Source organism: Rhodovibrio salinarum DSM 9154, from assembly GCF_000515255.1.
Taxonomy (GTDB): domain Bacteria; phylum Pseudomonadota; class Alphaproteobacteria; order Kiloniellales; family Rhodovibrionaceae; genus Rhodovibrio; species Rhodovibrio salinarum.
Genome location: NZ_KI911559.1, coordinates 563,892 through 576,634 on the forward strand (window position 1 = coordinate 563,892; position 12,743 = coordinate 576,634).

Below are 12,743 nucleotides of genomic sequence, written 5' to 3' on the forward strand. Positions count from 1 at the left end.
TACCCTACTGCCGCACCGGCTACGGCGCAAACGCTGGACGCGTGCGGATTGCTACGCGTGCGAAGAGGCCGCCCGCTGTGCCGGACGGCCTTGGTCCCTGGGGCGGCGTGCCTAATCCTGAAGGAAGCCGACGGCCTGCTTGGCTTCCTTCAGCACCGGCTGGGCGATCTCGGCGGCGCGGTCGGCGCCGTTGGCCAGGATCCGGTCGATTTCCGCCGGGTCATTGCGCAGGCGGGTCATCTCCTGACCCATCGGGCCCAGCTTCTCCACTGCAAGCTCGGCCAGCTGCGGCTTGAAGGCGCCGAAGCCCTGGCCCTCGAACCGCGCCAGCACGTCCTGCCAGCTTTCATTCGCCAGCGCGGCGTAGATGCCCAGCAGGTTGAAGCATTCCGGCCGGTCCTTGCGCGTCTCCTCCGGCAGGTTGCCGGAGGCGTCTAGGACATCCGGGCCCGGCAGCATGTCGGCGTCAGTGCGCGCGCGCTTGATCTTGTCGGCGATCGTGTCGCGGTCGTCCGACAGGTTGATACGCGTCATGTCCGAGGGCTCGGACTTGGACATCTTCTTCGACCCGTCGCGCAGGCTCATCACCCGCGCAGCTGCGCCCAGGATAATCGGCTCGGGCAGCGGGAACACGCCGGTCTCGTCGCCGCCGCAATAGTCGTAGTTGAACTTCTGCGCGACGTTCCGGGCGAATTCCAGGTGCTGCTTCTGGTCGTCGCCGACCGGCACGTGGGTGGCCTTGTAAGTCAGGATGTCCGCGGCCATCAGGGCGGGATAGATGTACAGCCCGGCGGAGGCCTGCTCGCGGTGCTTGCCGGCCTTTTCCTTGAACTGGGTCATGCGGTTCAGCCAGCCGATCCGCGCCACGCAGTTGAAGATCCAGGACAGCTCGGTGTGGGCGGATACGCGCGACTGGTTGAAGATGATGCTCTTCTTCGGATCGATCCCGGCGGCGAGGTAGGCCGCGGCGACCTCGCGCGTGTTCGGGCCCAGCTCGCCCGGCTCCTGCCAGACGGTGATCGCGTGCAGATCGACGATGCAGTAGATCGCCTCCGCCTCGTGCTGCAGATCGACGAAGTTCCGGATCGCGCCGAGATAGTTGCCGAGGTGCAGCGCGCCGGTGGGCTGCACGCCGGAGAAGATGCGCTTCATCGCTTGAAATGCCTGTTCGTGTCGCCGGGGGTTGGCCGAGTCCGCGTTATGGCGGCGCGCACCCACCCGGTCAAGCCACCGGGCGCAACCGCCGCACAGCTGCTATCAGGTCACCACCAAGACACGAAGGGACTCAGATGCTGTTCTCAACGAAGGGCCAACACAAAGGGCACGGAGAAGGCCGAAACGCGCACTCAGCCCGCAGGCAAAGGTGAGGTCTCCAAGGCACTGTCGCCTGACGGTATGACCGTGATCCCTCGCCGGGCTTTCTTAATACGCCCTTTGGTGGAGCCCACTTCCTTGGTGCCTTTGTGTCTTGGTGGTGAGCCCGCTCGAGTCACTCCGCCACGCGTCGGCGGCGGAAGGTTCGGACGATCTCGCGTAGATCGGCCGCACGGGTCAGCACCGCGCAGCCGAAGTAGACGGCCATGCCGCCCAGGACGAGCACGGCCAGGGCGGCCACACGCTCGGCGAGGTTGCCGGTCAGCCAGGGCATCGCGAAGGCCTCCCCCGCGACCAGCGCCCCGCCCATCAGCAAGCTCGCCAGCGCGATGCGCGGTAGGCGGCTTTTCAGCCGGGCATCGGCGACCAGGAAGCGCGCCCGGTGCAGCCACAAGGCCAGCAGGCCGGTGTTTACCCAGGCGGCGATGGCGGTGGCGAGTGCGATGCCGACGAAGCCGATCCAATAGAACAGCCCAACGGTAAGCACGATGTTCACCCCGACCATCCAGGCGGCGGCGACGAACGGGCTCCAGGTATCCTCGCGGGCGAAGAAGCCGGGCTGCAGGATCTTGATCAGCACATAGGCCGGCAGGCCGAGCGCGAAGGCGCCCAGCGCCCAGGCGGTGGCCGTGGCAGCCTCGGCGTCGAAGGCGCCGCGTTCGAACAGCACGGTCACGATCGGCCAGGGGATCGCGACCAGCGCGACTGTCGCCGGCAAGGTCAGCAGCAGCGCCAGTTCGATGCCGCGGTTCAGGCTGTCGACGGCGGCCTGGTCCTGGCCCGCGCGCAGCTTGCGCGACAGGTCCGGCAGCAGGACGATGCCGAACGCGATGCCGATCAGGCCCAGCGGCAACTGATACACCCGGTCGGCGTAGTAGAGGTAGCTGACCGCGCCCGGCTGCAGCGAGGCGATGATCGTCCCGACCACAAGGTTCAACTGCAGCGCCCCCGCGGAAGCGACGCCCGGGCCCATCAGCCGCAACGTGCGCCGCACGCCGGGGGTCAGGCGCGGCAGCGGGAAGTCCAGCGTGATGCCCGCGCGCCGGGCTGCCCAGATCAGCGCCAGGAACTGCGCGAGGCCCGCCGCCGTCACCGTCCAGGCGAGCGCCGGCCCGGCTGGCGGGTCGGCAAGCGGGATCACCGCCAGCAGCGTGGCGATGAAGAACACGTTGAGCAGGATCGGTGCAGCCGCCATCGCCGCGAACTTGTAGAGCGAGTTCAGCACCCCGCCATATAGCGCGACCAGCGAGACGAACAGCAGATAGGGGAAGGTCAGGCGGGTCAGCAGCACCGCCTGGTCGAACTTTTCGTGATCGTCCGCGAATCCGGGGGCCAGCAGATGCATCAACTGCGGCATCGCTGCCATCGCCGCCAGCGTGAGCGCCAGCAAGACGGCGGTCAGCACGCTCAGCGTTTCCTCCGCCAGGCGCACGGCCGCATCCCGGCCGTCTTCCTCTAGCCGGCGGGAGAACAGCGGCACGAAGGCGGCGGAGAACGCCCCTTCCGCGAACAGCCGGCGGAAGAAGTTCGGAAAGCGGAAGGCGACGAAGAAGGCGTCCGCGACCGGCCCGGTGCCGATCACCGCGGCCATCAGGATGTCGCGCACGAAGCCCAGGATCCGGCTGATCCCGGTATAACCGCCGACGGTGGCGAGCGAGCGCAGCAGGGACATGAGGTACAGCGTCTCCGGCGTGGGCCGCCCTGATAGCCCACGCGGCCGGCCTGGCGAAAGCGGTTTGCGCGTTGCCGCCTAGACGGGCGCGCGCCTTCCCATAAGCAGGCCCGCGCCTGGCGTGCCGTGTTTCTTAGCCCTTGGCGCGCCCGCTGCCCGCCTTCTGGCTGCCTTTGCCCGCGGTGCCGCTGCCGGGCTGGTTTTCCAGGACCTCGCCCAGCTTCTGGCGCAGACGGCGCAGTTTCGCTTCGCTGTCCACCTTATCGCGCAGGGCTGTCTGGACGTAGAAAACGTCGACCACCCGCTCGCCGTAGGTCGAGATCTTGGCGGCGTGGATCATCAGGTCGGCTTTGGTGATCACCTGGGTCAGCTCGTACAGCAGACCGGGGCGGTCGCGGCCGTTGACCTCGATCACCGTGTGTTTGGCGGAGATTGTGTTGTCGATCAGCACGCGCGGGGCGACCTTAAAGGCTTCGTAGCGGCTGGGCAGGCTGGAACGCTGCTTCTCCAATTCCTGCATCGGCCGAATCCGTCCGGCCAGCGTGCGCTCGATCACGCTGGCGACGCGCGCCAGCTTGTCCGCGCGGTCGAACCGGCCGCCCTGGGTGTCGCGCACCCAGAAGGTGTCCAGCGCCATGCCGTTCTTCAGGGTGAAGATGCGCGCGGCGGTGATGCTGGCGCCCGCCACCGCGAGCGCGCCCGAAATGCGCGAGAACAGCCCCGGGTGGTCGGCGGTGTAGACGGTGATCTCGGTGACCCCGCGGTAGTCGTCGATCCGCGTGTCGACGGTGAGCGCGCGCGCTTCCCGCTCGGCGGTGCGGATCATGCGCGCGTGGCGCTCGTGCGTGTCGCTGTCGCAGGACAGCCAGTACGACGGGTAGCCGCGGTCCAGGTGCGTCTGAACCTCCGCCTGGGTCCAATCGGGCAGGCGCTGGACCAGCTCATCCTTCGCCTTGGCGACGCGCCGGTCGCGCGCTTCCGCGTGAAAGCCGCCGGTGAGTTCGTCCTGGGTGTTCCAGTAGAGGTCGCGCAGCAGCGCCGCCTTCCAGCTGTTCCATACCCCCGGACCGACCGAGCGGATGTCGGCCACCGTCAGGCACAGGAGCAGGCGCAGCCGCTCGACCGATTGCACGGTCGCGGCGAAATCGCGGATCGTGCGCGGCTCCTCCAGATCCCGGCGGAAGGCGACCTTGGGCATGTCCAAATGGTGCAGCACCAGCCACTGCACCGTCTCGCTCTCCTCGGCGCTGAGGCCCAGGCGCGGGCACAGCTTGCGGGCGATCTCCGCGCCCTTCTGGCTGTGGTCCTCGGGCCGGCCCTTGGCGATGTCGTGCAGCAGCACCGCGACGTAGAGCGCCCGGCGGGAGAGCACCTTGTGCACCACCTCGCTGGCGATCGGCGTCTCCTCGGCCAGATCGCCGCGTTCGATTCGGGCCAGCACGCCGATCGCGAAGATGGTGTGTTCGTCCACCGTATAGTGGTGGTACATGTTGTATTGCATCTGCGCGACGATCCGGCCGAAGTCGGGCAGGAAGCGGCCCAGCACGCCCGCCTCGTTCAGCCGCCGCAGCGTCGTCTCCGGATCGTGTTCGCTGGTCAGCATCTGCAGGAACAGGCGGTTCGCCTCCGCGTCCTCGCGCAGCTTGCGGTCGATGAACTTCAGGTTCTGGGTGATCCAGCGCAGGGCACGGGGATGGATGTCCAGGCCGCGGCGCTGCGCGACCTCGAAGATCTTCAGAATACGGATCGGCTTGCGCTGGAACGATCCCGGCTCGGCGACCGACAGGCGCGTGCCCTCGACCTTGAAGCCCTCCAGCGTCTTGTTCCGGCCCAGGCCCGGCAGGCGCAGCAGGCGAGGGCGTTTGTGCTCCGCCTCCAGCTGCGCGCAGACGATCCGGGTCAGGTCGCCGACGTCCTTGGCGACCAGGTAATAGTGCTTCATGAACCGCTCGACCGCCGCCTGGCCGGCGTGGTCGTGATAGCCCATCAGGGGCGCGATATCCTTCTGCAGGTCGAAGGTCAGGCGTTCTTCCGGCCGGGCGGTCTGGAAGTGCAGGTGGCAGCGCAGAGTCCAGAGGAACGCCTGCGCCTTGTCGAATCGCTTGGCCTCCGCGCGGGTGAACACGTTGCGGTCGACCAGTTGGGCGGCATTGGACACCTGGTAGACGTACTTGGTGATCCAGAACACGGTCGAGAGGTCGCGCAGGCCGCCCTTACCCTCCTTGATGTTGGGCTCCAGATGGTAGCGGCTGTCGCCCAGGCGCTTGTGCCGCTCGTCGCGCTCGGCGAGCTTGGCCTCGATGAACTCGGCGGCCGTCTTGGCCTGGATGTCGTCGGCGTAACGTTGGGTTAGCTCGTCGAACAGCGTGCGGTCGCCCCACAGCAGCCGGCTTTCCAGCAGGTTGGTGCGCACCGTGATGTCGCTCTTCGCCATGCGCAGGCAGTCGTCGACGCTGCGCGTGGCGTGGCCGACCTTGAAGCCGAGGTCCCAGAGGAAATACAGCACCTCCTCGACGACCTGCTCGGTGTGCGGCGTCATCTTCCAGGGCAGCAGGAACAGCAGGTCGATGTCGCTGTGCGGCGCGAGCTCGCCGCGGCCGTAGCCGCCCACCGCGGCCAGGCAGATCTTCTCCCCGGCCGAGGGGTTGGCGAGCGGGTGCAGGCGCTGGGTGACGTGTCCCAGGATCGCGCCGATCAGCTCGTCCGCCAGGTAGCAGGTCGCCCGCATGACCGCCCGGCCGGTCGCGTTGTCTTCGTAAAAGCGGCGATGGATTTCGGTGCGTCCGGCCTGCAGGTGCGCCTTGAGCGTCTGCAGCACCTGCGCGCGGGTTGCGGGATCGTTCGACCCCTCGGCGGCGTTCTGGGCTTCTTCCGGCGGGACCGGCGACCCGGCGATTTCGGTCAGGGCCGCTTCCAGCGCCGCGCGGTCGAGCACCTCGGCGCGCTCGGGGATGTCGTGGGCGGTCGGCGGTTCCAGCAGGTGCCGGGCTGATTCCGCGCCGCTGGGGGCGGGGTCGACCCCCGGCACCGGGCGCGTTGATGCCAGCCCGGCCGGGGTCTCGATGTCCGGTTCGGGCGTACGGTGGGGCGCGGAGCTGTTCGCCAAGGCGGGTCCTCGTCGGCTGTCTTGTGGGGGCAGTATCGCACGCCGTGCGGGTGCGGTCGAACCGGACCGCGGCGCGACAGCTTGTACCGCGTTTCGTTGTATCGGTTCCCGGTTCACGACCCGTTGACGCACCGCAGCATGGATGAAATATATAGACCGGTCAGTCTAATTTGAGAGGGCGAGATGGCGACGGCGAAACGCGACCTGCTGCTGGAGACGGCCGAGCGGCTGTTCTACGCCGAGGGCTTCCACGCCACCGGCATCGACCGGATCGTGCAGGCCGCCGGCGTGGTGCGGATGACGCTGTACAACCACTTCCCGTCCAAGCAGGCGCTGGTGGCGGCCGTGCTGGCGCGCCGCCACGCCCGCTTCATGGCGGCGGTCGACACCGCCGTGGAGAACGCCTCGGCCGGGCAGGCGACCTGGGCGCTGGTCGATGCGCACGGCGACTGGCTGCGCACGGTCGGTCAGCACGGCTGCATCCTGATGAAGGCGCTGGGCGAGTTCACTGAGCACGCCCCGGAGATCCGGGAGCAGGCGGTCGCGGCCAAGCAGGACCTGCACCGGCGCTTGCGCGACGCGCTCGCCCGCGACGGCTACCTGGACAACGGGGACGCAGATGACGGGGACGCAGATGACGGGGCCCCAGAGGACGGGGACCTGACCACGCGCCTGTTCCTGGTGCTCGAAGGCGCGAACGCCGGCGTGCCGGTGTTCGGCGCCGAGGCGACGATACGGCACGCCCGCGCGAGCATTCACGCGCTGTTGAGCGCTGCGTCCACTCAAGATCAAACGGAGGTCCGATGATCCGGCATCCCGCGCTTGCGATGGGGCTGCTCGGCAGCGGCCTGATCGCGGTGACTTACGGCCTGGCCCGGTTTGCGTTCGGGCTGTTCCTGCCGTCGATGCGTGAGGACATGGCGATCGCTCCCGAGCTTGCGGGCGTGATCGGCGCGATCCCGTTCGCCAGCTTCGTGATCGCAATCCTGCTGGGCCCGCCGCTGGTCCGGCAGGTCGGCGCGAAGCTGGGCGGCGTCACGGCGATCACGCTTGCCACGCTTGGCTTGGGCGCGATCGCGACCGCGCCTGACCCGTGGATGCTGGCGCTCGGCGTGGCGGTCTGCGGTGTCGCCACCGGGCTGTCGACGCCCGCGATGGCGGCGGCGGTGCACCGCGTGGTGCCCAAGATGCAGCGCGGCCGGGTCAACGCCGCCGTCAACGCCGGCACCAGCATCGGCGTCGCGCTCGCGGCCCCGGCGGTGGTGCTGTTCGCCGACGCCTGGCGGCCGGCCTATTTCGGCTTCGCCGGCGTGGCTGCGCTTGGCGTGCTGGCGGCGGCGCTGTTCCTGCCCGCCCATGCCAAGCCGGCACAGGGCGCGGCCGACACCCCGGGCCCGACCCGCCGGCAATGGGCCGACATGACCCGCCTGTCGAGCCTGGCCGCCGCGACCGGCTTCGTCAGTGCGCTCTACTGGGTGTTCGCGCCCGATTTCGCGGTGCAGGCAGGCGGGCTCGCCGCGCGCGACAGTGCCTGGATGTGGCTCGCCGTCGGCATCGGCGGGCTCGCCGGCGGCGCGGCGGGCGACCTGATCGCCAAGCATGGGCCGGCCAGCAGCCACGCCTTCGTCACCGCCGTGATGGCCGCGTCGCTGACGCTGCTCGCCGCCGATCCCGGGCAGCTCGCGCTCGCGCTGTTCTCCGCGGCGGCGTTCGGCGCGGCCTACATGACGCTGACCGGGATTTACCTGGTCGGCGGCACCGAGATCATGCCCGACCACCCGGCGCTCGGCTCGGTGATGCCGTTCCTGGCGGTCGCCGCCGGGCAGGTGCTGGGCTCCTCCGCCAGCGGCTGGATGATCGCCCAGGCCGGCCACGGCACCGCCTTCGGCAGCTTCGCCGCTCTCGGCCTCGGCGTGTCGCTGGTCTCCCTCTGGCTCACCCGCACGGGTCAGGCGGCGACGGAAGAAGGCTAGCCGCCGCGCGGCCGTTAGATTTCCTCGCGCACCTGCGCGTAGGTCAGCGCGGTGAAGATGCCCGTGCCGCCAAGCACGTTGCCCGCGAAAGCCGGAACAATCCCGCCGAAGACCGCGGGCGCGATCCCGAGCTCGCCCTTCACGACGAGCAAGAACAGCTCGGTCGACCCGGCGACGACGTGCGACATGCCGCCAAGCCCGATGATGTAGGTGATGATCACGATCATCAGAACCTCGCCGGCGCTTTCCATGCGCGGCAAGATCCAGACCAGGGCGGCGATCAGGAAGCCCGCTGGAATGCCCCAGGCGAAATGCTCAAACGCGGTCGACTCGGCATAGTGGCGCGAGATCGACAAGATGCCCTCGAAACGCGCCTCCGGCAGGATGTGCCCATGCACGAGCACCAGCGCCGCGGCGAGGCAGCCGACGAGGTTGGCGGCGAAGACGATGCCCCAGAGCTGCAGGGTATGCACGAAGTTGGCGCGCGTCGGGGCAAAGAACAGCGGCAGGATCGGCGTGATCGTGTTCTCGGTGAACAGCTGCATCCGACCGAGGATGACGATCAGGAACCCCACCGTGTAGCCGAGGTTTGTGAGGCCTGGGGCCCAGTCGGCGTGGGGCAGGATCGATGCCAGAAAGCCCTTGGAGAGCACCGAGGTGCTGATCGCCAGTCCAGCCGCGACGCCAGACCACCAGAGCGCGCTCTTGGGCCGTGAAAGCTCATGCTCCCCCTCGCGGCGGATTGCCTCGAATATGACCGACGTGGGAACGCTCGCATATTCGTCGGCCTGCTTCTGCTCATCGCGGTCGAGACCGGCTTGTTTAGACATATTTCGTCTTCCACGGCGCTCCGGACTCGACATCCTGGGAAAGCAGATTTCCGGTCGATAGCCGGGCTAAGGTGATGCACTCATGCCACTGTGCTGCCCGCTGTCTCGATCTGCAGCTGCTCTCCGCAATGCTTGCAGTGGATCGCATCCGGTTCGTGCCGGTTAAGGCCGCATTCCGAACACTTATACCGGATTTTGGATGGCTGAAACATGGCGCGCGCGAGTTGTACGAAGAGCGCCACACCCACGACCATGATGAATACGGACAAGAGCTTGCCGCCCGCCGTCGTCATTGTGATGTCGCCAAAGCCCGTGGTCGTCAGGGTCGCCACGGTGAAATACAGCGCGTCGATATAGCCTGCAAAGCCGGCCTGTTCATCGAAGGCCAGTACGAAGACAAACGATGTGGTCACGAAGATGAAGACGAACAGGTTGATCGCGGCGAGGATCGCATCCTCGTGTCGACGGAAGAACACGCTTTCGCGGCGAAGATCGCGGAGCAGATGATAGGCGTGAATCAGCCGCAGGCCCCGCAGCACGCGCAAGAAGGCTAGGTTTTCGGTGAGAAGCGGCGCAAGCAGCAAGGATCCCACAACGAGCAAATCTGCCAGCGTGTGGATACGCGCAAGCTCCCTCCGAAGGTTATCGGAGATCCAGAACCGTGCCACGAGATCGAACAGGATCAGGATGCCCAGCACGGTGTTCGTTACGGCCGTGACCTGCGTCGTGGGCAGCGCCGCGGTAGCAATGAAATACACAATGGTCAGCGCGTCGAAGACCACCAGTCCATAGCGGAACCGCCGGGCGCGCTGGCTTTGCCCGGTGTAAAGCAGTCTGATCGTTCGTTTCAGTTCTTTCATCAGGGGGCTCGATCAATCCGGCTGGACGGCCTGTTCTCGTGGTGTATCCGGTTAGCTGCGCGCCAAACCCAATCTCTTTTAACTGGGCCACTCATGGCCCAACCCTGCCAGCAACTCTTGCGGCCGAAGCGTCCGGCATAGCCTCCCCAAGCTACCAACCAGGCGGTGCGCTTATCGCCGCCTCGCTACGACCCGTCCGCCAGCCCCCGCAACTCATACAGCAGTTCCAACGCCTGCTTCGGCGTCAGCTCGTCCGGGTTCACCGCCGCCAGCCGCGTCTCCATCGCGCTCGGTCCCTGCGCCTCGGCCTTCTCCGGCTGCGGCTTCTCCGCCATCGCGGCGAACAGGGGCAGGTCGTCGGCGAGGCGTTGCAGAGTGCCGGCCTGTTCGCCCTTTTCCAGCGTCTCCAGCACTTCTTCCGCGCGCCGGATCGCGGCGTCGGGCAGGCCGGCCAGGCGGGCGACGTGGATGCCGTAGGAGCGGTCGGCCGCGCCGGGGGCGACCGCGTGCAGGAACACCACCTCGCCCTGCCATTCCTTGACCCGCATGGTGTGGCAGGCGAGCGCGCTCAGACGGCCCTGCAGGCTGGTCAGCTCATGGTAGTGGGTGGCGAATAGGCCCCGGCAGCGGTTCATGTCGTGCAGATGCTCGACGCAGGCCCAGGCGAGGGAGAGTCCGTCGAAGGTGGCGGTGCCGCGGCCGATCTCGTCCAGGATCACGAGCGCGCGCGGGCCGGCCTGGTTCAGGATCGCCGCCGCCTCGACCATCTCGACCATGAAGGTGGAACGCCCGCGCGCAAGGTCGTCCGCCGCGCCGACGCGCGAGAACAGCCGGTCGACCACGCCCAGTTCCGCCCGCTCGGCGGGGACGAAGCTGCCCATCTGCGCCAAGACCGCGATCAACGCGTTCTGCCGCAGGAAGGTCGACTTGCCGGCCATGTTCGGCCCGGTCACCAGCCACAGTCGGCTGTCGTCCGAGAGGTCGCAGTCGTTGGCGACGAACGGACCCTCGTCCTCCTTCTTGAGCGCCGCCTCGACGACCGGGTGGCGGCCCTGCGCGACCGCGAAGCGGGTGTCGTCGGTTACCTTCGGCCGGGTCCAGCGTTGCTCGGCGGCGAGTTCGGCGAGCGCGCTGGCGACGTCGATCTCCGCCAGGGCGCGGGCGGCGCGGTCGATCTCGCGCGCCTGCGCGGTCGCGCTTGCGACCAGCTCCTGGAATAGCTGCTGCTCGATCGCGAGCGCCCGGTCGCCGGCCTTGGCGATCCGCTGTTCCAGGTCAGCCAGCTCGGTCGTGGTGTAGCGCACCGCGCTCGCCAGCGTCTGGCGGTGGATGAGTGGGCCGTCGGCCGGCAACTGCTCCGCCTGCCTGGGCGTCACCTCGACGTAGTAGCCGAGCACCTGATTGTGCCGGATCTTGAGCGCATGGACGCCGGTTTGTTGCTGATAGGTCGCCTGCAGGTTGGCGATCAGCCGGCGGCTCTCGTCGCGCAGCCGGCGTTGCTCGTCCAGCTCCGGGGCGAAGCCTTCGGCGATCACGCCGCCGTCGCGCGCCAGGGTGGGCAGGTCGGGGGCGAGCGCCTGGCTCAAGCGGTCGGTCAGCGCGCCGTGGTCGCCCAGCTCCTCGGCCGCGCGGGTCAGCAGTTCGGGGGCGGCGGCGACGCCGTCCGCCGCGCGCTCGAACGCCTGGGCAAGCACGCCGCGCAGGCCGGCCGCCTGGCCCAGGCCGTCGCGCAGGGCGGCGAGGTCGCGCGGACCGCCGCGCCCGACCGTGAGGCGGGAGAGCGCGCGCTCCACGTCCGGCGTGTGCTTCAGGCGCTGGCGCAGCTCGTCGCGCGTCGTCTCGTCGGTGCTGAGCGCCTGCACGCCGTCCAGCCGGCGGGCGATCTCCGCCGTGTCGGTCAGGGGCGCGGACAGGCGCTGGGCCAGCAGGCGCGCGCCCGGGCCGGTCACTGTGCGGTCGATCGTCGCCAGCAGCGTGCCCTGCCGCCCGCCGGAGAGCGCGTGGGTCAGCTCCAGGTTGCGCCGGGTCGCCTGGTCGATCTCCATCACCGCGCCCTGGGCGAGGCGCCGGGGCGGGCGCAGGTAGGGCAGGGCGCCCTTCTGGGTCAGGGCGACATAGTCGACCAGCGCGCCGGCGGCCGCCGTCTCCGCCCGGGTGAAGGCGCCGAAGGCTTCCAGCGCCTGCACCTCGAACGCTTCTTCCAGGCGCTTGCGGGCGTTCTGGCTGTCGAACCGGCTGCCCGGCAGTGGGGTCAGCAGTGCCTGCCAGGGCTTCAGCGCGTCCTTGATCTCCGCGCGTGCCAGCAGCCGTTCGGAAACCAGCAGCTCGCCGGGGTTCAGGCGCGCCAGCGCCGCCGGCAGGCCGTCCGCGTCGGCCGGCTGGGCCTGCAGGTCGCCGGTCGAGACGTCGACCCAGGCGAGGCCGAGCGTGCCGCCGACCTCCGCCACCGCCGTCAGGTAGTTGTGCCGGCGGGCGTCGAGCAGTTCGTCCTCGGTCAGGGTGCCGGGGGTGACCAGGCGGACCACCTCCCGCTTGACCAGCGCCTTGTGACCGCCGCGTTTCTTGGCGGTTGCCGGGTCCTCCATCTGCTCGCAGATCGCGACCTTGAAGCCCTCCCGGATCAGGCGGGACAGGTAAGCCTCGGCGGCGTGCACCGGCACGCCCGCCATCGGAATTTCCTCGCCCTTGTGCTGGCCGCGGCGGGTCAGGGTGATGTCGAGCGCCGCGGCGGCCTGCCGGGCGTCGTCGAAGAACAGCTCGTAGAAGTCGCCCATCCGGTAGAACAGCAGACAGTCCGGATGCTGGTGCTTGACCTCCAGGTACTGCGCCATCATCGGCGTGGCCGAGGACGGGCTGCTGGTGGCCTGCGACGTTTCGGCCGGGGCGACCGGCTGGGTCTCGGGAGCGGCGCTGCGGTCGGACAAGGCG

Annotated in this window: 8 protein-coding genes; 2 read left to right on the forward strand and 6 right to left on the reverse strand. The window is 68.7% G+C overall.

The window, feature by feature from the left end:
• Positions 1 to 111: 111 nt before the first annotated feature.
• The 3 genes from trpS to RHOSA_RS0102670 form a co-directional block, all read right to left on the reverse strand.
• On the reverse strand, positions 112 to 1,152 hold the full coding sequence (gene trpS / locus RHOSA_RS0102660) for a tryptophan--tRNA ligase (protein WP_027287479.1): 1,041 nt from the start codon (positions 1,150 to 1,152) through the stop codon (positions 112 to 114).
• 337 nt (positions 1,153 to 1,489) lie between these two features.
• Positions 1,490 to 3,046 (reverse strand): murein biosynthesis integral membrane protein MurJ, encoded by a 1,557-nt coding sequence (gene murJ / locus RHOSA_RS0102665; RefSeq protein WP_027287480.1) that lies wholly within the window; start codon positions 3,044 to 3,046, stop codon positions 1,490 to 1,492.
• A 133-nt stretch (positions 3,047 to 3,179) separates the two neighbouring features.
• Complete coding sequence (locus RHOSA_RS0102670) at positions 3,180 to 6,152, reverse strand: [protein-PII] uridylyltransferase (protein ID WP_242468728.1); 2,973 nt, start codon at positions 6,150 to 6,152, stop codon at positions 3,180 to 3,182.
• A 183-nt stretch (positions 6,153 to 6,335) separates the two neighbouring features.
• Between RHOSA_RS0102670 and RHOSA_RS0102675 the strand changes: the two genes are divergently transcribed.
• Together RHOSA_RS0102675 and RHOSA_RS19930 are read left to right on the forward strand one after the other, a co-directional pair.
• Positions 6,336 to 6,959, forward strand: coding sequence for a TetR/AcrR family transcriptional regulator (locus RHOSA_RS0102675; RefSeq protein ID WP_027287482.1), 624 nt, complete (start codon positions 6,336 to 6,338; stop codon positions 6,957 to 6,959).
• Positions 6,956 to 8,125 carry an MFS transporter gene (locus tag RHOSA_RS19930; protein ID WP_051431723.1) on the forward strand — a complete coding sequence of 390 codons (1,170 nt, stop codon included), beginning with the start codon at positions 6,956 to 6,958 and terminating at the stop codon, positions 8,123 to 8,125. The genes RHOSA_RS0102675 and RHOSA_RS19930 overlap by 4 nt, the downstream gene beginning before the upstream one ends.
• A 14-nt stretch (positions 8,126 to 8,139) precedes the next feature.
• Here RHOSA_RS19930 and RHOSA_RS0102685 read toward each other — a convergent pair whose 3' ends face one another.
• The 3 genes from RHOSA_RS0102685 to mutS form a co-directional block, all read right to left on the reverse strand.
• A complete protein-coding gene (locus tag RHOSA_RS0102685) occupies positions 8,140 to 8,955 on the reverse strand; it encodes a formate/nitrite transporter family protein (protein ID WP_027287483.1) in 816 nt (271 codons plus the stop codon).
• An 80-nt stretch (positions 8,956 to 9,035) separates the two neighbouring features.
• A complete protein-coding gene (locus RHOSA_RS0102690; protein ID WP_037255587.1) occupies positions 9,036 to 9,815 on the reverse strand; it encodes an ion channel in 780 nt (259 codons plus the stop codon).
• 185 nt (positions 9,816 to 10,000) lie between these two features.
• Positions 10,001 to 12,649 carry a DNA mismatch repair protein MutS gene (mutS, locus tag RHOSA_RS0102695; RefSeq protein ID WP_027287485.1) on the reverse strand — a complete coding sequence of 883 codons (2,649 nt, stop codon included), beginning with the start codon at positions 12,647 to 12,649 and terminating at the stop codon, positions 10,001 to 10,003.
• Positions 12,650 to 12,743 lie beyond the last annotated feature (94 nt).

What these genes read in the sequence shown, in the direction of transcription:
- RHOSA_RS0102685 (WP_027287483.1), bottom strand. Translation starts at nt 8,955, where the DNA reads ATGTCTAAACAAGCCGGTCTCGACCGCGATGAGCAGAAGCAGGCCGAC.
- mutS (WP_027287485.1), bottom strand. Translation starts at nt 12,649, where the DNA reads ATGATGGCGCAGTACCTGGAGGTCAAGCACCAGCATCCGGACTGTCTG.
- RHOSA_RS0102690 (WP_037255587.1), bottom strand. Translation starts at nt 9,815, where the DNA reads ATGAAAGAACTGAAACGAACGATCAGACTGCTTTACACCGGGCAAAGC.
- murJ (WP_027287480.1), bottom strand. Translation starts at nt 3,046, where the DNA reads ATGTCCCTGCTGCGCTCGCTCGCCACCGTCGGCGGTTATACCGGGATC.
- RHOSA_RS19930 (WP_051431723.1), top strand. Translation starts at nt 6,956, where the DNA reads ATGATCCGGCATCCCGCGCTTGCGATGGGGCTGCTCGGCAGCGGCCTG.
- trpS (WP_027287479.1), bottom strand. Translation starts at nt 1,152, where the DNA reads ATGAAGCGCATCTTCTCCGGCGTGCAGCCCACCGGCGCGCTGCACCTC.
- RHOSA_RS0102675 (WP_027287482.1), top strand. Translation starts at nt 6,336, where the DNA reads ATGGCGACGGCGAAACGCGACCTGCTGCTGGAGACGGCCGAGCGGCTG.